Origin of the sequence: Serratia sp. PAMC26656 (genome assembly GCF_016469055.2) — a bacterium.
GTDB classification, from domain to species: Bacteria; Pseudomonadota; Gammaproteobacteria; order Enterobacterales; family Enterobacteriaceae; genus Serratia; species Serratia plymuthica.
In genome coordinates this window covers 2,486,978-2,505,615 of sequence record NZ_CP150486.1, presented here as the reverse complement: position 1 = coordinate 2,505,615, position 18,638 = coordinate 2,486,978, and the positions used below count along the sequence as shown (strand labels likewise).

Genomic DNA, 18,638 nt, shown 5'->3' with positions numbered 1-18,638 from the left:
CTCGGTGATTACATCAGGCCTTTTTTCTGCAGTTCGGTTTTAAAATTGTCGCGGGTGATCAGCACCACGTCGGTCACTTCGGTAAATTTCTGCGGCTCCACACCCTTTTCTACCCAGTCATGCAGCATCTGAATGCTCTTGTAGCCGTGAATGTCCGGGCTTGGCAGCAGCGACCCGTAGAAACCGGTAGCCTGCGCCTTGGACAGCTCGCTGACCGCGTCCACGCCGTTGATGCCGATGCCGATCACGTTAGGTGCCTTGAAGCCCTGGCCTTCGGTGGCGCGCACGCCGCCCAGTACGGTGTTGTCGTTCATGCCGACAATCAGCCAGTTTTTCACTTCAGGATGCTGCACCAGCATTGAGTTGGCGGCGTCGAACGCCCCCGGGATATCGTTGGACTTGGTCGGTACCGAGTAGATTTGTTTTTCCGGGAAGCCGGCCGCTTTCAGCGCGGCAATCGAACCGCCGGTGCGGCGACGGGCGGTATCCAGCTCATCGGCGGTGATCGCCATCACGGCGGTGTCCGTCGGCTTCCAGCCGCGTTTGTTCATCTCTTTCCACAGCTCCTGGCCCTGACGTTCACCGATTTTGGTGGCCGCCATCATCACCAGCGGCACGCTGTCCATAGGTTTGCCCTTGGCGGTGACAAACTGATCGTCCACGGCGATCACTTTCAGGTTGTAACTGCGCGCCTTGGCCATGATCGCCGAACCGAGCTTCGGATCCGGCGTGCAGATGACAAAGCCCTTGGCTCCGCTGGCCGCCAGGCTGTCGATGGCGTTAAGGGTTTTTTCCCCGTCCGGCACGGCGATTTTGATCACGTCGAAACCGAGATCCTTACCGGCCTTGTCGGCAAATTTCCATTCGGTCTGGAACCAGGGTTCCTCTGGTTGCTTGACCAAAAAGCCCAGCTTCATGGTCTCGGCGACAGCCGAATGTGACATAACGGCCGCCAGACCCAGTGCCGCCAGCGCCTTAGTGAATTTATGCATGATACTCTCCGCAGTGTTGTTCTCTTCGGCGAATAAATTCGCTCGCCGTGAAAACGTTATCATTAGGGTGCCTGTTGTCGGTGCGCCGCTTGTTTGCGCGGCATCTCCCAACACCAGCTGTAAGACGGATTAAGTTTTAGCGGGTATTTGTTGCCGAAATGTGGAGCGCTATCACATCCGTGGATTACAGCAGATATGTGCATATATTTAGCGAATTCCGCCAAACATTAACTTATGACAACCGTCACAAAATCACTGTGCGAAGCAGAAAAGTGCATACTTCCAGCTAATGGCTCCTCACCTGCCCACCGCTCCCGCTCCTATGGTTGTCACAGCGTATTTACACATCAGGAGTCAACATCATGACGGCAGGCGCTATTGCCCTGGGATTGGACTTCGGCAGCGATTCGGTGCGGGTATTGGCGGTTGACTGCCATAACGGCCAGGAGCTGGATACCGAAGTGGTTTACTACCCTCGCTGGCAGCGCGGCGAATTCTGCAACGCTGCAGAGAACCGATTCCGCCACCACCCACTCGACTATATAGAAGCCATGGAACAGGCGATCGTCAGCCTGGTACAGCGCATGTCCCCGCAGCAACGGCTGCAGGTGATCGGCATCGGTGTCGATTCGACCGGTTCCACGCCTGCGCCGATTGACGCGCAGGGCAAGGTGCTGGCGCTGCGGCCGGAGTTTGCCGACAACCCAAACGCCATGTTTGTGTTGTGGAAAGATCACACCGCCATCGAGGAAGCCGACGCCATCAACCGGCTTTGCCGCAGCGGCGACTTCCCCGACTATTCTCGCTATATCGGCGGCGTCTATTCATCCGAATGGTTCTGGGCCAAGATCCTGCACGTTTCGCGTCAGGACGCCGGAGTGCGCCAGGCCGCCGCCTCTTGGGTGGAACTGTGCGACTGGGTGCCGGCGCTGCTGTCCGGCACCACCGCCCCGCAGCGATTGAAACGCGGGCGCTGTAGCGTCGGACATAAAACGCTATGGCACCCCGACTGGGGCGGCCTGCCGCCGAAGGCGTTTTTCGCCGCTCTCGATCCCCTGCTGGTCGAAGACTTGCCCTGGCCTTTGTTCGAAGACTCCCACACCGCCGATTTGCCGGTCGGCACGCTCACCGCCGAGTGGGCCGCACGCCTAGGGCTGCCGCAGAGCGTGGTGTTATCCGGTGGCGCGTTCGATTGCCATATGGGCGCGGTGGGCGCCGGGGCGCAACCCTATACCCTGGTGAAGGTAATTGGCACCTCCACCTGCGACATCCTGATCGCCGATCGCCAGCGGGTCGACGGGCGCGCGATCGAAGGTATCTGCGGCCAGGTCGACGGCAGCGTAGTACCGGAGCTGATAGGCCTGGAGGCCGGGCAATCGGCCTTTGGCGATATGTATGCCTGGTTCAGCCGTTTGCTCAGTTGGCCGCTGCATGAGGCGGCGAAAAACCATCCCGAACTGCAACCGCAGTTGAAACAGATTGAAGCCGGCCTGCTGGCCGCGCTGACCGAATCCTGGGCCAACAATCCGTCGCTGGATCACCTGCCGGTGGTGCTGGACTGGTTTAACGGCCGCCGCACCCCCTATGCCAACCAGCGTCTGAAAGGCGTGATTACCGATTTGAACCTCGGGACCGACGCGCCGACGCTGTTTGGCGGATTTATTGCCGCCACCGCTTTTGGCGCCCGCGCCATCATGGAGTGCTTCGAACAGCAGGACATCCCGGTCGACAACGTGCTGGCCATGGGCGGCATCGCGCGGAAATCACCGACGATCATGCAGGCCTGCGCCGACGTGATGAACCGCCCGCTGCAGATTGTCGCCTCCGATCAATGCTGCGCGCTGGGTGCGGCGATCTTCGCCGCCGTGGCCGCCGGCCGTTTCAGTAACGTGCCCGAGGCGCAACGCCTGATGGCCTGCGGCATCGAACGCACACTGCAACCGGATCCGCAGCGTGTCGCGCGCTATCAACAACTTTATCAACGCTATCAGCAATGGTGCCTGGCCGCCGAGCCGCGCTACGCCCCTGGCGCAGATTCGCCATGCTGAATCCCGATACCCAACACTAACCCCAGGAGTCTCTGATGGATGCATTTAAGCAGCATGAAGTCTGGTTCGCCATCGGCAGCCAGCACCTGTACGGCCCGCAAACCCTGCAACAGGTCAAGGCGCACGCCGAACAGGTCGTGGAAAGTCTCAACCGTGAGGCGGGGTTGCCGGTAAAACTGGTGCTGAAGCCGCTGGTCACCACACCGGATGAAATTACCGCCCTGTGCCGCGACGCCAACTATCGCCAGGAGTGCATCGGCATCCTGACCTGGTTGCACACCTTTTCGCCGGCCAAAATGTGGATCGCCGGGCTGTCTATCCTCAACAAACCGCTGCTGCAATTCCATACCCAGTTCAATGCCCAGGTGCCTTGGGACAGCATGGATATGGACTTTATGAACCTGAACCAGACCGCTCACGGCGGCCGTGAGTTCGGCTTTATCGGCGCCCGCATGCGCCAACAGCACAGCGTGGTTGCCGGCCACTGGCAGGATCCTGAAGCCCACCGCCGCATTGCCCAGTGGATGCGTGCCGCCGCCGCCAAACAGGCGAGCCGGCAGCTGAAAGTGGCGCGTTTTGGCGACAACATGCGTGAAGTGGCGGTGACCGAAGGTGATAAGGTCGGCGCGCAGATCCAGTTCGGCTACTCGGTCAATGCCTATGGCATCGGCGATTTGGTCAGCGTGATCAATGAGGTCAGCCGTGGCGATGTGGACACGCTGATTGAAGAATACGAAGCCAGCTATGTGCTGAGCGACGCGGCGAAAGTCAAGGGTGAAAAGCGCGAGAACCTCATCGACGCGGCACGCATCGAGCTGGGGATGAAGCGTTTTCTGGAACAGGGCAATTTCCAGGCCTTTACCACCAACTTTGAAGACCTGCATGGCATGAAGCAGTTGCCGGGGCTGGCGGTGCAACGCCTGATGCAACAGGGTTACGGCTTTGGCGGCGAAGGCGACTGGAAGACCGCCGCGCTGCTGCGCATCCTGAAAGTGATGGCCGATGGACTGAACGGCGGCACCTCGTTTATGGAGGATTACACCTATCACTTCCAGCCGGGCAACGATCTGGTGGTCGGTTCGCACATGCTGGAGGTGTGCCCGTCGATCGCCAAAGAAAGCAAGCCGCTGCTCGACATCCAGCCGCTCGGCATCGGCGGCAAGGCGGATCCGGCGCGATTGATTTTCTCCACCCCGGCCGGCCCGGCGGTTAACGCCAGCCTGATCGACATGGGCGACCGTTTCCGTCTGCTGGTCAATCAGGTGGATACCGTGGAACAACCGCACCCGCTGCCCAAGCTGCCGGTAGCGCGCGCCATCTGGCGGGCTCAGCCGACGCTGGCCACCGCCGCAGAAGCCTGGATCCTGGCTGGCGGCGCGCACCACACCGTGTTCTCCCAGGCGCTGGACGCAGACCAACTGCGACTGTACGCCGAGATGCACAACATCGAGTTCTTGTTGATCGATAACGCCACCGCACTGCCGGCGTTCAAAAATGAGATCCGCTGGAACGACGCTTACTATCAGCTAAACCGCCGTTAATCTGTCGGCAGCCGGGGCAAAACCGGCTGCCGGTAACCAAACGTGCTGCCCTTGCCCCATTGTCCCGACCATCCGCTTGATATTGATGACTAACCCCCTATTACCCGCTAAGCTATGCGGCTTCATGTCTTACCCAGGAAGCCGTTTATGTCTCAAGCTGAATACACCCGTATTGGCGGTTGGTTGCTGGCCCCGATGGCCTATATGATTGTCACCCTGCTTAGCGCCAGCCTGATGATACTCCTGTATGGCATGGCGATTTTCATGCCGGAATCGCGCGAATACCTGCTGACCAACGCCCAGGCATTTACCCTGCAATGGTATTTGTCCGTCCTGACCACGCTGGCGATGTGGTGCTTTACCCTGTGGCTGCTGTGGCTGTTTTGCCAGCGCTCGCAGCGTTTCCCCAAGCTGTTCCTGGTGTGGTTATTGATCACCGTGCTGCTGGCGATAAAAGCCTTCGCCTTTTCGCCGGTACCGGACGAGCTGGCGGTACGCAGTTTGGGTTGGCCCCTGTTGATGGCGGCGCTATTGGTGCCCTACATGAAGCGATCCCAACGGGTAAAAGGCACCTTTACCGAGCGCTGAATGCCGCTGTGGCACGTTTTGCGCGGATAATTGTGTAAATTTTCGCCAAAAAAGGGCAAAAAGAGCAATAACCTTGCTATCCGTATGTTGTCGTTATGCCGCCAATTCCCGATAATAGGCGGCTTTTATTTTTTTAGGCATCGCAATGACCGAATACCTGCTCCTGTTTGTTGGCACCGTCCTGGTAAATAACTTCGTCTTGGTGAAGTTTCTTGGCCTGTGCCCGTTCCTTGGCGTATCCAAGAAGCTGGAAAGCGCCATCGGCATGGGGATGGCGACCACCTTTGTCATGACGCTGGCCTCCGTCAGCGCCTGGGTGATCAACACCTTTATTCTGGTTCCGCTGGATCTGGTGTACCTGCGCACGCTGTCATTTATTCTGGTGATCGCCGTTGTGGTGCAATTTACCGAGATGGTGGTACGCAAAACCAGCCCGGCGCTGTATCGCCTGCTGGGTATCTTCCTGCCGCTGATCACCACCAACTGCGCGGTGCTCGGCGTGGCGCTGCTTAACGTCAATCTCGGCTACAACTTCCTGCAATCGGCGGTGTACGGCTTTAGCGCCGCCGCCGGTTTCTCGCTGGTGATGGTGCTGTTCGCCGCCATTCGTGAACGCTTGGCGGTCGCCGACGTGCCTGCGCCATTTCGCGGTTCTTCCATCGCGCTGATCACCGCCGGGCTGATGTCGCTGGCCTTTATGGGCTTTACCGGGCTGGTGAAATTCTAATGACGGCGTTATGGATTGCTATTGCCGCGCTTAGCGCCCTCGGCTTGTTGTTCGGCCTGGTGCTGGGCTTTGCCGCACGCCGCTTTGAAGTGGAAGAAGATCCGGTGGCCGAGCAGGTCGACGAGATCCTGCCACAGAGCCAGTGCGGCCAGTGCGGTTACCCCGGCTGTCGCCCTTATGCCGAAGCCGTCGCCAACGGCGAGATGATCAACAAATGCGCGCCGGGCGGCGAGCAGGTGATGCTGAAACTGGCCGAGCTGCTTAACGTCGAGCCGCAACCCTTGGGCAGCGAAGCCGCCGCCGAGCCGGTGCGTCAGGTGGCCTATATCGATGAAGCCAACTGCATCGGCTGCACCAAGTGCATTCAGGCCTGCCCGGTGGATGCCATCGTCGGCGCCACGCGCGCCATGCATACCGTAATTACCGATCTCTGTACCGGCTGTGACCTGTGCGTTGCGCCGTGCCCTACCGATTGTATTGAAATGAAGCCGGTCGCCACCACCACTGCCAACTGGAAGTGGGATATGAAGACGATTCCGGTGCAAGTGATCCACGTGGAGCAACATGCTTAATCTGTTCGCCGCCTTCAAAAAAGACCGGATTTGGGATTTCGACGGCGGGATCCATCCACCGGAAATGAAGACTCAGTCCAGCGGAGTGCCTCTGCGCACCGCTCCGTTGGCCGAGCGTTTTATTATTCCCCTGCAACAGCATCTTGGGCCGGAAGGCGAGCAGTGCGTCAACGTCGGCGACCGGGTGTTGAAAGGCCAACCGCTGACCGTTGGCCGCGGCCGTACGGTGCCGGTACACGCGCCGACCTCCGGTATCGTCAGTGCCATCAAACCGCATATCACCGCTCACCCTTCCGGGCTGGCGGAGTTATGCGTGATAATCCAGGCGGATGGCGAAGACCGCTGGTGCGAACGCGAGTCGGTGGCGGACTACCGCCAACTGGCGGCGCAGGATCTGCTGCAACGCATTCATCAGGCCGGTATCGCCGGGCTGGGTGGCGCCGGTTTCCCGACCGCCAGCAAGCTGCAGGGCGGCATGAGCGGCGTGGAAACGCTGATCCTCAACGCTGCCGAATGCGAGCCTTATATCACCGCCGATGACCGTCTGATGCGCGAACACGCCGACCAGATTATCGAAGGCACGCAGATTTTGCGTCACCTGCTGCAACCTAAGGTCACGCTGATCGGCATCGAAGACAACAAGCCGGAAGCGATCGAAGCACTGAAGCTGGCGTTGCGCGATCAACCGGGCATCGCCCTGCGGGTGATCCCGACCAAATACCCTTCCGGCGGCGCCAAGCAGCTCACCAAGATCCTGCTCGGCAAGGAAGTGCCGCACGGCAAGCACTCTTCCGCCATCGGGGTGCTGATGCAAAACGTCGGCACCGCTTTTGCCATTAAGCGTGCCATTGTCGACGGCGAACCGCTGATCGAGCGCGTGGTGACCCTGACCGGCGATGCGCTTAGCCAGCCGGGCAATCTGTGGGCACGCATCGGTACGCCGGTGCAGCACCTGTTGAATTTTGCCGGTCTCCAGCCGCAGGCACAGCAAATGGTGGTGATGGGCGGCCCGCTGATGGGCTTTACCCTGCCCGCCCTTAACGTGCCGATCGTTAAAATCAGCAACTGCATTCTGGCCCCGTCGGTCAACGAAATGGCGCCGCAGGAGCCTGAACAGTCCTGTATCCGCTGCGGCCTGTGCGTCGACGCCTGCCCGGCGGGCCTGCTGCCGCAACAGCTTTACTGGTTCAGCCGCGGCGAAGAACACGAAAAAGCCCGCAATTACAACCTGTTCGACTGCATTGAATGTGGCGCCTGCGCCTTTGTCTGCCCAAGCAATATTCCGCTGGTGCAGTATTACCGCCAGGAAAAGGCCGAGATCAAAGCCATCGATCAGGAAGCCGCACGCACCGCCGAAGCCAAGGCGCGTTATGAAGCCAAGCTGGCGCGACTGGAACGCGAAAAACTGGCGCGTGAAGAACGCCACAAGAAAGCCGCAGTCAAACTGACCGATGACGATCAGGATGCCGTTCAGGCCGCACTGGCGCGCGTGCGCAGTAAAAATGCCACACCGGCGACCGGCACGGTAAACGGCGATGCCCCAGACAACAGCGAGATGATCGCCGCCCGCGAAGCCCGCAAGGCGCAGGCGCGCGAACGTCGCGCCCAGTTGGAGGCGGCGCCGTCAACGGCCCCAGCCGCTGACGGCGAAGATCCGCGTAAAGCGGCGGTTGCCGCCGCGCTGGCACGGGTAAAAGCCAAAAAAGCCGCGCAACAGGCAGGGACCGAGACACCTGTCGAAACCACGCCAGCCGAACCGGCAGCGGCGGTGACGGAGGAAGATCCGCGCAAAGCGGCGGTCGCAGCGGCCATCGCTCGCGCCAAAGCCAAAAAGGCCGCGCAGCAGGCAGAGGCCGAGATGCCTGTCGAAGCCACGCCAGCCGAACAGGCCGCGGTGGTGACGGAGGAAGATCCGCGCAAAGCGGCGGTCGCAGCGGCCATCGCTCGCGCCAAAGCCAAAAAGGCGGCGCAGCAGGCTGCGGCAGAAACGCCTGTCGAAACCACGCCAGCCGAACCGGCAGCGGCGGTGACGGAGGAAGATCCGCGCAAAGCGGCGGTCGCAGCGGCCATCGCTCGCGTCAAAGCCAAAAAGGCCGCGCAGAGTCTGGCTACGGCTGAGGCAGATAAAGAGTAAAACGACGGTAGCGCCTTGCAGAACGCAAGGCGCTTTAGGCTGTGTCCCTCGATGGAACTGCGAATGCACCACGGGTCATTAAGTGCGCAGCCTAATCAATAGAAATCAAATAGGTATAATCGACGTCGATCTGACGCATCTTCGAGTCCTGATTCCACTCTTTGGGTTGAATAATTTCCATTTCTACGCTGCCCTGCACCTCATGGCGCAGCCCTGGCATCACGTGGGTCACCAGATAAGCGAAGAACTGTAAACACTCTTTCGCCGTGCCCAGATGGTTGATAGAAATATACTCGCGGCCAGGAATATGAATATTGTCGATCTGATGCCCCGAAAGAATATCCTTTTTATTCTCCGCCTCCACCGCCATAACGTGAGTGGATGAGCACTGCTTGTCATCGCGGTTACGGGCGGAGTGGATACTGTACACCCGGCGGCAGTCCACGTTCAGCCCACGGAAGAAATCGGTGAAAATCTCGTCCTTCATCGCCATGCAAGAAGCCTGTTCGATTTCCGTTTCAGCGGCAAAATCCAGCTGGCGCGAGAAGCCAACCAGTTGCATATCCGGCAGCGTTACACGTTTCACCTCCGGATAGTAATCGGCCGCGAAACTGGCGTCGAAACTGAAACGCGGCATCAGGTTCTTCACATCCCATTTGTCCATCGAGCGATAACGGTTGGGCGTGGTGTCGAAACGCTGTTTGAACATGCGCGTAAAGGTCTGCTGGGAGTCAAAGCCCAATTCGTCTGAGATGTCGATGATAGAACGGTGGGTAATGCGTAACGCTACGGCGGCACGCGTCAGGATGCGTGAACGGATGTAGGTGGCGAGCTGAATGCCGGTGATACGCTTGAATTTGCGCTGCAAGTGCCATTTGGAGTAGCCGGAAATGCGCGCGACTTCGTCCAGATTGGGCCTTTTCTCCAGATGTATCTCAACCCACTCAATTAATTCTTCAATAAAAAATACATCTTCATTAGTCATTATTATGTATTCACTAACTTAATAATACTCGGGATAATAACCCACATGGATTATGTAAAATTTGTTATTTTGTGCGAAAAAACGTACCGAAAATAACATGCAAATCCAGTGGTTATCGCCTGACGTCGGCCCGCGATGCCAACAGTTTGGCTACTGCATGCCCAAGCTAGCGCAGTTTTACCGCGAAAAAAAATCCGATCGCGCCACAGGCCGGTTAAACCACAGCGCAGCCCGTGCTAAAAGCCTAATACCCCTACAATTAAGACGTATTACCCTTTCAGTGATTGAGGTAGAATGCAGCGCTATTATTTTCCCTGCGTCTCCGCTATGAGGCGCGTCGAACCTGCCGATCCACGGCAAAGATAGGTGTAGTGATTCTATGAAGTTCAGGCCGGTACAACAAACAGCCGCCAAAGGCTTGCACATCGCCAGTTCCCCTTTCACCCATAACCAGCAAAGCACCAGCCGCATCATGCTGTGGGTGATGCTGGCTTGCATTCCGGGCATGGCGGCGCAGGTGTGGTTTTTCGGCTACGGCAACCTGATCCAAACCGCGCTGGCGATGGTCGTCGCCCTGCTGGCGGAAGGTGCTATCCTCGCCCTGCGCAAATTACCGGTACGCACCCGGCTGGCAGACAACTCGGCGCTGCTGACCGCGCTGCTGCTCGGCATCAGCCTGCCGCCGCTGGCCCCCTGGTGGATGATTGTTATCGGCACCTTCTTTGCCATCGTTATCGCCAAACAGCTTTACGGCGGCCTGGGGCAAAACCCGTTCAATCCGGCCATGGTCGGTTACGTGGTGCTGCTGATCGCCTTCCCGGTGCAGATGACCAGTTGGCTGCCACCGGATGAACTGCGCGCCACCGCGCTGTCGTTCCAGGATACCCTGCTGGCTATTTTCAGCGGCCATACCGCACAGGGAGCCACTATTCACGAACTGCAAATGGGCGTTGACGGCATCAGCCAGGCTACGCCGTTGGACGGTTTCAAAACCGGCCTGCGCAGCGGTCATAGCGTCGAGCAGATGCTGCAACAACCGCTGTTCGGCGGCACGCTTGCCGGCATTGGTTGGCAATGGATTAACCTCGGCTTCCTGGCAGGCGGTCTGTTTATGCTGGCGCGCCGCCTGATTCACTGGCAGATCCCGTTCAGCATGCTGGCGACCATCGCCTTCTGCTCCGGCCTGGCCTGGTGGTTTGATCCCGCGCATCAGGCATCGCCACTGATCCACCTGTTCTCCGGTGCCAGCATGCTGGGCGCGTTCTTTATCGCGACCGACCCGGTCAGCGCCTCCACCACGCCGAAAGGCCGCCTGATTTACGGCGCTCTGATTGGCGTGCTGGTATGGCTGATCCGCGTTTATGGCGGCTATCCAGATGGCGTGGCCTTCGCCGTGTTGCTGGCCAATATTACCGTGCCGCTGATCGACCACTACACGCAGCCCCGCGTGTACGGCCATCGCTAAGGAGCCATGATGCTAAATTCAATGAGAAAGCATGGCACCACGCTTGCGGTGTTCGCGGCAGTGACGACCGGCCTGACCGCCGTGGTGCACAGTCTGACGCAGAAAACCATCGCTCATCAGGCGGAACTGCAGCAAAAAGCGCTGCTCGATCAAGTGGTGCCGCCGGAAAACTACGATAACAACATGCAGACCGAATGCTTCCTGGTCAGCGACCCGGCGCTGGGCAACGGCGCCCCGCACCGCCTGTATCTGGCACGCAAGAACGGCCAACCAACGGCCGCGGCACTGGAAACCACCGCACCGGATGGGTATTCCGGCGCCATTCAGCTGCTGGTCGGCGCCGATTTCAGCGGCACCGTGCTCGGCACCCGGGTGATCGAACACCACGAAACGCCGGGGCTGGGAGACAAGATTGAGCTGCGCATTTCGAACTGGATTTCGTTCTTCAGCGGCAAGAAAATTGAAGGCGCGGACGACAAGCGTTGGGCAGTGAAGAAAGACGGCGGCATGTTCGATCAATTCACCGGCGCCACCATCACGCCACGCGCGGTAGTCAACGCCGTTCGTCGCACGGCATTGTATATGGAAACGCTGCCGCCTAAACTCAATACCTTACCTGCCTGCGGAGCCAGCGAATGAGTGAAGCAAAAGAGTTGATTGTCCAGGGGCTGTGGAAGAACAACTCCGCCCTGGTTCAGTTATTGGGGATGTGCCCGTTGTTGGCCGTCACCTCTACCGTTACCAACGCCCTGGGGCTGGGGCTGGCGACCACGCTGGTGCTGACGCTGACCAACGGTTCCATTTCTGCGGTGCGTCGCTGGGTGCCAAGTGAAGTCCGTATCCCTATTTACGTGATGATCATCGCGGCCGTAGTGAGTATCGTGCAGATGCTGATCAACGCCTACGCCTTCGGCCTTTACCAGTCGCTGGGGATTTTTATTCCGCTGATCGTCACCAACTGTATCGTGGTCGGTCGCGCCGAAGCGGTGGCGGCTAAAAAACCGATCGGCCTGTCTGCACTGGACGGCATGGCCATCGGCCTGGGCGCCACCGGCGTCATGGTGACCCTGGGAGCGATGCGCGAGCTGCTCGGCAACGGTACCCTGTTCGACGGTGCCGATATGCTGCTGGGAAGTTGGGCCAAGGTGCTGCGCATTGAAGTGGTTCATTTCGACAGCCCGTTCCTGTTGGCCATGCTGCCGCCAGGCGCCTTTATTGGTCTGGGCCTGCTGTTGGCGGTGAAATACCTGATTGATGAACGGATGAAGGCACGCACCGCCAGGGCGTCGGTGGCCGAACCGACGCTGGAACCAGGACAAGCAGAGAAAGCGTAATGAATAAAATCAAACGCCTGGAAATTCTGACCCGACTGCGTGACAACAACCCGCAACCCACCACCGAGCTGGTCTACACCACGCCGTTCGAGCTGTTGATTTCAGTGCTGCTTTCCGCGCAGGCCACCGACGTCAGCGTCAACAAGGCCACCGCCAAGTTGTATCCGGTGGCCAATACCCCGGCTGCGCTGTTGGCGTTGGGCGTCGACGGCGTCAAAAGTTACATCAAGACCATAGGTCTGTTTAACAGCAAGGCCGAGAACGTCATCAAAACCTGCCGCATGCTGCTTGAGCTGCACGGCGGCGAAGTGCCGGAAGATCGCGCCGCGCTGGAAGCTTTGCCCGGCGTAGGCCGCAAGACCGCCAACGTGGTGCTCAACACCGCCTTTGGCTGGCCGACCATTGCGGTAGATACTCATATCTTCCGCGTTTGTAATCGCACGAACTTCGCGCCGGGCAAAAACGTTGATCAGGTCGAAGAGAAGCTGCTGAAGGTGGTGCCGGGCGAGTTCAAGGTCGATTGCCACCACTGGTTTATCCTGCACGGCCGCTATACCTGCATTGCGCGCAAACCCCGCTGTGGCTCCTGCATCATTGAAGATTTATGCGAGTTCGCTGGTAAAACCGAGGTGTAAAGTACAAATCAAAACCCACATGCGCATCTTTCCATCGTGAAGTTATGGCTTTATGTAAACTCTCACAATCAGATGGCTTGCAGAACCCAGAGGATTGGGCAACCTCTGGTTATTTATTGTCACGACAACGTCTCAGAGCCGGTTTCATCCACTGTGCGTGCCATCGCCGGCACGCCGAGAGTAGGCCTCTGCCCTCCCGGCTGAACCTGTAACCCTGAGCAAGGCGCTGCGTTGCTGATCTGCCCCCCGGGTCCGCACTTTCAGACAGTTTTCATACTCTGTGAATAGTCAGTGATAGCCCCCTACAGCGCAGCGACACAGCGAAGGATTTGGTTGGAATCTGTCAGTTTTCCATGACGAGGTATTTCCTGCTTATTTATCTTCAATAATCGGGACGTAAGAAAAATAATCAAAATCTGCATACGCGTTTTCCCCCGTAAAGTCCTGGCAACAGATACCGACAAATGCGCCAGTAAACCGCTCATGGCCTTTTTCTTTGAAGTATTCATCGGACAGCTTGCTGTATTCAACATATCCCCCCACGCGATGCCACTCTTTCTCGTCATAGGAGTAAAAGAAGAAGGCAGCATCATGGCTAACCTCAACTTTTAGGTGAACCGGACCATCATGCTCCAGTTCAATCCCCTTTTCCGTCGGTTGATTGAATCTGTTCAGATCATTAATCATCAGGTTAAGGGTGCGCTTCCTCTCACCGTCAGCCGTCAAAAACAAATAAATGTAATTAGTGGTATCGTAAATACAGACCAGCCCTGCCATTTGCTGGAAAGACGTCGGTGTGAAATCAACGCATGTTTGTGCCCTGAAAGCGAAGTCCGTTTGTCTTCTGGCCACCAAACTCTGGCAGTGGCGGGAACTGAGCGACTCTTTGCCATGCAACCGCAACCACCCTTTTTTGGCTTTCAAGCTGCAAATTTCCTCAAGCAGCGGAATGCGCAGGCTTTGAAAGTGTAGCGGCAAAGTGGGCGAGTCAAAATCATCCCGTTGCGGCTCATCAGGCCACGGTTTTTCCGGTAACCGGCAGTGGACGACAAGATCCGCAGTCGTTTTCTCATTGGACAGTCTTAACCAACCGTCGTGGCTCCAGTAAACTTTTTGGATGGCGGTTTCCCTGCCCATTGGGCTTCTGCCGCGTGAAGGCAAAGGCCGGCCACAGAGGTGAACCATAAAACACTCGCCCATCTCGGTTTCAACCAGATCGGCATGACCTGTACGCTGCAATGGAAGCCGGCAATCATAACGGGAAGTCATCATCTGGCCACAGGGGTCAGTTTCGTACGGCCCCAGTAAATGGCGCGAACGTGCCATAGTCACGCCATGATTGTAGAACGTCCCCCCTTCTGCAGTTAAGAGATAGAACCAGCCGTTCCGCTCATAAATGTGTGGCCCTTCCGTCGTGCCCAGATCGCTTCCGTTATAAATCTTTTGACACTCACCGATGAGTTTTCTGCTTTCCTCATCGTATTGCTGAATAATGATGCCATTCCAATGCGGGAAACCCGGCTTCCCCCCATCCCGGTAACTCATTTCCATACTCACCAGCCACTTGGTACCGTCGCTTTTATGAAACAGCGACGGATCAATTCCCCGGCTGTTGAGATAGGTTGGCTCAGACCATTCCCCCTCAATGTCAGACGTGGTCACGATAAAATTGTTGGCATCCCAAAACCTGCCCGTCAGGTTTTTTACATCGGTGTAAACCAAGTAAAATTGCCCTTTATCGATGCTCAGGCAAGGCGCGTAAATCCCGCCAGAGTCCGGATTACCTCTCATCTCCAACTGGCTCACCCTGCTAAGGGGGTATGAGATTAATTTCCAGTTTTTTAAATCAAAAGATTTATAGAGACAGATACCAGGAAACCATTCGAATGTTGAAGTAACGATATAATAGGCATGATTAGCATAGATAATAGAAGGATCAGGGTTAAATCCTGGTAAAATAGGGTTATTAATGATTGTCATCTTAACTCTCCCTTTACTTCTGAAAGAACGTCGGTAGACGCATTTTTTGACGAATGCACACTCCCCTCGTTCTTCTGGTCAAGATTATATTTTCTGAGAATCAGGATAAGACTCAAAATTAATAGCGCAGGGATAACCGTGAAGATAAGACGAATACAAAGAGTGGCAGTATCCGCTTGGATAGCCGAGCTTCCTATATAGCCACCGACCGTCAGTAACCACCCCATCAGTGCTCCACCTATTGCAATACCGACCTTGATGGCAAAAATGTTCGTTGAAAAAACCAGCCCGCTGAATGACTTCCCGGTTTTACTTTCAATATGGTCAATGATATCGCTGAGGAGACTCCACTGTAACGGCGTTGCCGTAGAGTTTATAAAGTGGATAACCCCGATAATCACACAGATAGCAACGACATATTGTGCCGGAACGAAAAACAAACCGAACATGATGGCCGCCTGCACCGTCATTGCCATTTTATAAGCAAATAATCGGTCTAATGTCGAGTACAGAGCAGTGGTAAACATTGATCCAAAAAACTTGGCACCAAGAATAATGGTTAAAATAATACTGACCAGATCGGGTCGATGTAAATAATAAGTAACGAAATACATTGCGCCACCGGTTTTTAAAATACCAGCCGTCAGGTTCACCACATTGAGTAAAAATAACTTCCGCCAGTTTCTATCGGATGAAAGATGGCGGAGTTCTTTAAAAACAGTGCTGAACTTCTGTGATTTGTCTACAGGGCGAACATACTTTTCATTGGTCAATGCGAAGCAAAGATAAAACATAACGGTACTGATTATCCCCATCAACACCATAGAGTAAAAGTAGCCGTGTTGCAGATTGCCGCCCCCCAGGGTTTTAGTCAGCGGCAGCGCAATAACCGAGACAATGATCCCGCCCAGTGCCGCGAAGGCAAAGCGGTACGATTGCATGGAAACGCGTTCGTCCGGGTTCTGGGAGAGGTTATTAATCATGGCGCAATAAGGGACGTTTACCAACGTATAAAGCAGTGATAATGCAGTATAAGAAACATAGGCATAGATGAGTTTGCCCGTTTCACCGAATTCTGGGGTGAAAAAAGTGAGAGAGCCAAGAATACCGAAGGGCAATGAGAACCAAAGTAAGTAGGGTCTGAACTGTCCGTGCTTTGTTGAGGTGTGATCGGCTAAAAATCCGATGTACACATCGAAAAAGGCATCCAGGATACGTACGACGAGAAACATGATTCCCATGTGAAAGGCGCTGAGGCCATAAATATCCGTATAAAAATACGCCATGAACAACATGATGGTTTGCCAGATGATGTTCGATGCGCCATCGCCCAATCCATAGCCTATTTTCTCTTTAACCGTGAGTTTAGACATGTTGATACCTTTTGAGGTTTTATAGAGTCAGAAAGCACTGACGTCCTGGTATCAAAAATAATCTTTACCTTGGGAGGCGGCTGTAACGGAAAGTGGATTTTATATAATTTTTTTGCGTTTGCAGGGTAACGGAGATCACCATTTTGGAAAGTGATGATTGCCTGAATTCCGAAGACATGGGTTTGAACGGTCGTTTCGCCGTGTGGGAACGACGGCCAGGTTATATAACCTGTTTCTAATGGGGTTTTTAGGGTTTCTCCTGGCGGACAAGATTATCGTGCTTAGTAGACAGTTGCTTCGTGGAGCGACTGTTAGTTCTGAATGTTTTAGGCGTTACCCCCATTAGCGATCTGAATTTGAAACAATAATAGGCACTGTCGGTAAATTCGCACTGATAAGCAATGTCAGTAATGCTTAACTCGGTATTTCTGAGGAGCTCGGTGGATTGAGAAATTTTTTTCCCGACCAGGTACTCTTTAAAACTGACTTGCATGATTCTTTTGAACGTTCTGGAGAAATGGCTTGTCGAGAGAGAGCAATGCGCAGCGGCTTCATTCAACGTCATGTTGAAGGTTGCATTTTTTTCAACATGTACGACCAAATCAATTATCTTGTCGAAGATGTTATTTTTTTCATTACTGACGGTGACTTGCTCAGCATGTTGAGCATGGGTAAACACCGTATTGAGCAAGAGTATTAACAACGGATTCGCTTCACAGAGAGTATGGGGGGCGTCATGCATATCGGTGAACCATCTGAAGAGAAATTGCATGCGTTCGGCATCGCGCTCGTTCAGTTGCAATACAAACCCGGCGTGCGGAGGCGTCACGGGGAACTGATATTTCAAACGATTCAGCACCGTATTATTGTATTGCAGCAAGAAGCGCTCATGATTATCGGTGAATGCCAACTCCATATCATGGAGTCTCATCGGCCCCACAAAGACTAAGGTATTGTCTCTCAGTTTGAATTTTTCGCTGCCTATAGAGTAAAAACCTTCGGCGTGGCGAAACCACATAATCTCATGTTCCAAATGTACGTGGGGCCTGATGTATACCCCTTTCTCAGGCACAGCCTCCCGTGCGCGCAACATGTAATCTGTGCCCAGCGTCGTTTCAATTTTTTCGAAAAAGTGATCTACGTTCCACATAATACGCAAATTTCTTATAAAAAGACGTCGATAACGCCATTTGTTACGCCTTTTAAAGCTAAAAATCAACACCGTGCTTGACTGTGTTTGAAGACCCGCCCTTTGCCGCACCGCATAACGGCCGGCAGGTCATTACACTAATATGCTCATTACGTAACGTCCCGCCTCGTCTTAAGGATTCAAAACTCGCCTGTCTTGCGTATCCTTATCCTGAAGTTTCTTGGTGAGCACCCCATTATTTTTTTGAACTTGGCACAGAAATAAGCGCTGTCCGTGAAATCAGCTTGCTCCGCTATTTCACTGATTTTTAGCTCGGTAGAAGATAGCAGGCGCACGGCTTTTGTAAGTTTCCGCGTTAATAAAAAATCTTGCAGTGTTTGCCCAAAAATGGATTTGAAAGTGCGAGAGAAATAAGACACGGACCAATCACAGCGTTTTGCCGCCAGAGATGTTGCAAGTGTATACTCTTGGTTAATATCGATATAACGAATGAGCTCGATAAGCCTGTCGATATGCTCGGCTGCAATAGTCGATGCGGGACAGTTTATTTTTTGAAGTGTAAACAATAAAAAAGTTTTCAGCAGCGACAAAACCAGCTCTTCTGCGTTGTCCTGCTTCAGGTGCTCTGTAGCCCAACCTAGCAAATTTTCGATCCTGTCTGCTTCGCTCTGAGTGACATAGCCTATCATCGGTTGAATGCGTTGTTCGGGTTGCAGATTGATGGCGCAGTTTTGCAGCCACTGCACTTCAAACTGAAGTAAATACCGCAAATGGTCTTGTTGCGGTTCCAACTGCATCTCATGGCACAACAAGGCAGGAATAAATATCAACGTATTGTTTTTAATTAAATAAGTTTCATTGCCAATGGTGAAACTGCCCCTTGCCGCAGGAAACCACATAACCTCATACATTAAGTGGAAATGTGTTGCGATAGACAGGCCAACAAAGTGGGTGCTGTCATCGCGCCTTAACGTGAATGCCCGCCCCGTGGGGACAGGAATATGTTCATAAATGGGACCGGCATCACTCATGGAGTTCACTTTTATTATATAAATATCTCTGTTTAATACATATAAATCACAAAAAAAGCAATACTATTACTTCACCCCGGGCT

General features: G+C 55.0%; 16 protein-coding genes. 10 read left to right on the top strand and 6 right to left on the bottom strand.

What is annotated here, in order from left to right; genetic code table 11:
- Nucleotides 1-8 precede the first annotated feature (8 nt).
- On the bottom strand, nt 9-992 hold the full coding sequence (locus JEM67_RS12860) for an arabinose ABC transporter substrate-binding protein (protein WP_013812725.1): 984 nt from the start codon (nt 990-992) through the stop codon (nt 9-11).
- 362 nt (nt 993-1,354) lie between these two features.
- Between JEM67_RS12860 and JEM67_RS12855 the strand changes: the two genes are divergently transcribed.
- The 6 genes from JEM67_RS12855 to rsxC all read left to right on the top strand — a co-directional run bounded on the left by JEM67_RS12855 (nt 1,355) and on the right by rsxC (nt 8,602).
- Entirely contained in the window at nt 1,355-3,040 is a 1,686-nt protein-coding gene (locus JEM67_RS12855) for a ribulokinase (protein ID WP_199639195.1), read from the top strand.
- Nucleotides 3,041-3,075: 35 nt separating this feature from the next.
- A complete protein-coding gene (gene araA, locus JEM67_RS12850; RefSeq protein ID WP_013812723.1) occupies nt 3,076-4,581 on the top strand; it encodes an L-arabinose isomerase in 1,506 nt (501 codons plus the stop codon).
- Between the two features lie 147 nt (nt 4,582-4,728).
- Nucleotides 4,729-5,169 carry a DUF2569 domain-containing protein gene (locus JEM67_RS12845; RefSeq protein ID WP_013812722.1) on the top strand — a complete coding sequence of 147 codons (441 nt, stop codon included), beginning with the start codon at nt 4,729-4,731 and terminating at the stop codon, nt 5,167-5,169.
- 145 nt (nt 5,170-5,314) lie between these two features.
- Nucleotides 5,315-5,896 carry an electron transport complex subunit RsxA gene (rsxA, locus tag JEM67_RS12840; protein ID WP_004938443.1) on the top strand — a complete coding sequence of 194 codons (582 nt, stop codon included), beginning with the start codon at nt 5,315-5,317 and terminating at the stop codon, nt 5,894-5,896.
- Nucleotides 5,896-6,468 carry an electron transport complex subunit RsxB gene (gene rsxB / locus JEM67_RS12835; RefSeq protein ID WP_004943888.1) on the top strand — a complete coding sequence of 191 codons (573 nt, stop codon included), beginning with the start codon at nt 5,896-5,898 and terminating at the stop codon, nt 6,466-6,468. Before rsxA ends, rsxB begins: the two co-directional genes overlap by 1 nt.
- Nucleotides 6,461-8,602, top strand: coding sequence for an electron transport complex subunit RsxC (gene rsxC / locus JEM67_RS12830; RefSeq protein WP_199639193.1), 2,142 nt, complete (start codon nt 6,461-6,463; stop codon nt 8,600-8,602). The genes rsxB and rsxC overlap by 8 nt, the downstream gene beginning before the upstream one ends.
- A gap of 91 nt (nt 8,603-8,693) precedes the next feature.
- Here rsxC and JEM67_RS12825 read toward each other — a convergent pair whose 3' ends face one another.
- Nucleotides 8,694-9,587 carry a helix-turn-helix domain-containing protein gene (locus JEM67_RS12825; protein WP_013812720.1) on the bottom strand — a complete coding sequence of 298 codons (894 nt, stop codon included), beginning with the start codon at nt 9,585-9,587 and terminating at the stop codon, nt 8,694-8,696.
- Between the two features lie 379 nt (nt 9,588-9,966).
- On the opposite strand from JEM67_RS12825, the gene rsxD reads away from it, so the two are divergent.
- The 4 genes from rsxD to nth are packed head-to-tail and all read left to right on the top strand — an operon-like array spanning nt 9,967 to nt 13,021.
- Nucleotides 9,967-11,052 carry an electron transport complex subunit RsxD gene (gene rsxD, locus JEM67_RS12820; protein WP_013812719.1) on the top strand — a complete coding sequence of 362 codons (1,086 nt, stop codon included), beginning with the start codon at nt 9,967-9,969 and terminating at the stop codon, nt 11,050-11,052.
- Nucleotides 11,053-11,061: 9 nt separating this feature from the next.
- Entirely contained in the window at nt 11,062-11,691 is a 630-nt protein-coding gene (gene rsxG, locus JEM67_RS12815) for an electron transport complex subunit RsxG (RefSeq protein WP_199639379.1), read from the top strand.
- The gene (locus JEM67_RS12810; RefSeq protein WP_013812717.1) at nt 11,688-12,386 is read left to right on the top strand and encodes an electron transport complex subunit E; all 699 of its coding nucleotides are present in this window, start codon (nt 11,688-11,690) and stop codon (nt 12,384-12,386) included. Before rsxG ends, JEM67_RS12810 begins: the two co-directional genes overlap by 4 nt.
- The gene (nth, locus tag JEM67_RS12805) at nt 12,386-13,021 is read left to right on the top strand and encodes an endonuclease III (protein ID WP_013812716.1); all 636 of its coding nucleotides are present in this window, start codon (nt 12,386-12,388) and stop codon (nt 13,019-13,021) included. Before JEM67_RS12810 ends, nth begins: the two co-directional genes overlap by 1 nt.
- 372 nt (nt 13,022-13,393) lie before the next feature.
- On the opposite strand, the gene JEM67_RS12800 is transcribed toward nth, so the two are convergent.
- The 4 genes from JEM67_RS12800 to JEM67_RS12785 all read right to left on the bottom strand — a co-directional run bounded on the left by JEM67_RS12800 (nt 13,394) and on the right by JEM67_RS12785 (nt 18,555).
- Complete coding sequence (locus tag JEM67_RS12800; protein ID WP_199639191.1) at nt 13,394-15,001, bottom strand: glycoside hydrolase family 43 protein; 1,608 nt, start codon at nt 14,999-15,001, stop codon at nt 13,394-13,396.
- Nucleotides 14,998-16,374, bottom strand: a complete 1,377-nt coding sequence (locus JEM67_RS12795; protein WP_199639189.1) for a glycoside-pentoside-hexuronide (GPH):cation symporter — start codon at nt 16,372-16,374, stop codon at nt 14,998-15,000. The genes JEM67_RS12800 and JEM67_RS12795 overlap by 4 nt, the downstream gene beginning before the upstream one ends.
- A gap of 247 nt (nt 16,375-16,621) precedes the next feature.
- On the bottom strand, nt 16,622-17,524 hold the full coding sequence (locus tag JEM67_RS12790) for a helix-turn-helix transcriptional regulator (protein ID WP_199639187.1): 903 nt from the start codon (nt 17,522-17,524) through the stop codon (nt 16,622-16,624).
- Nucleotides 17,525-17,703: 179 nt separating this feature from the next.
- The gene (locus tag JEM67_RS12785) at nt 17,704-18,555 is read right to left on the bottom strand and encodes a helix-turn-helix transcriptional regulator (protein WP_199639184.1); all 852 of its coding nucleotides are present in this window, start codon (nt 18,553-18,555) and stop codon (nt 17,704-17,706) included.
- Nucleotides 18,556-18,638 lie beyond the last annotated feature (83 nt).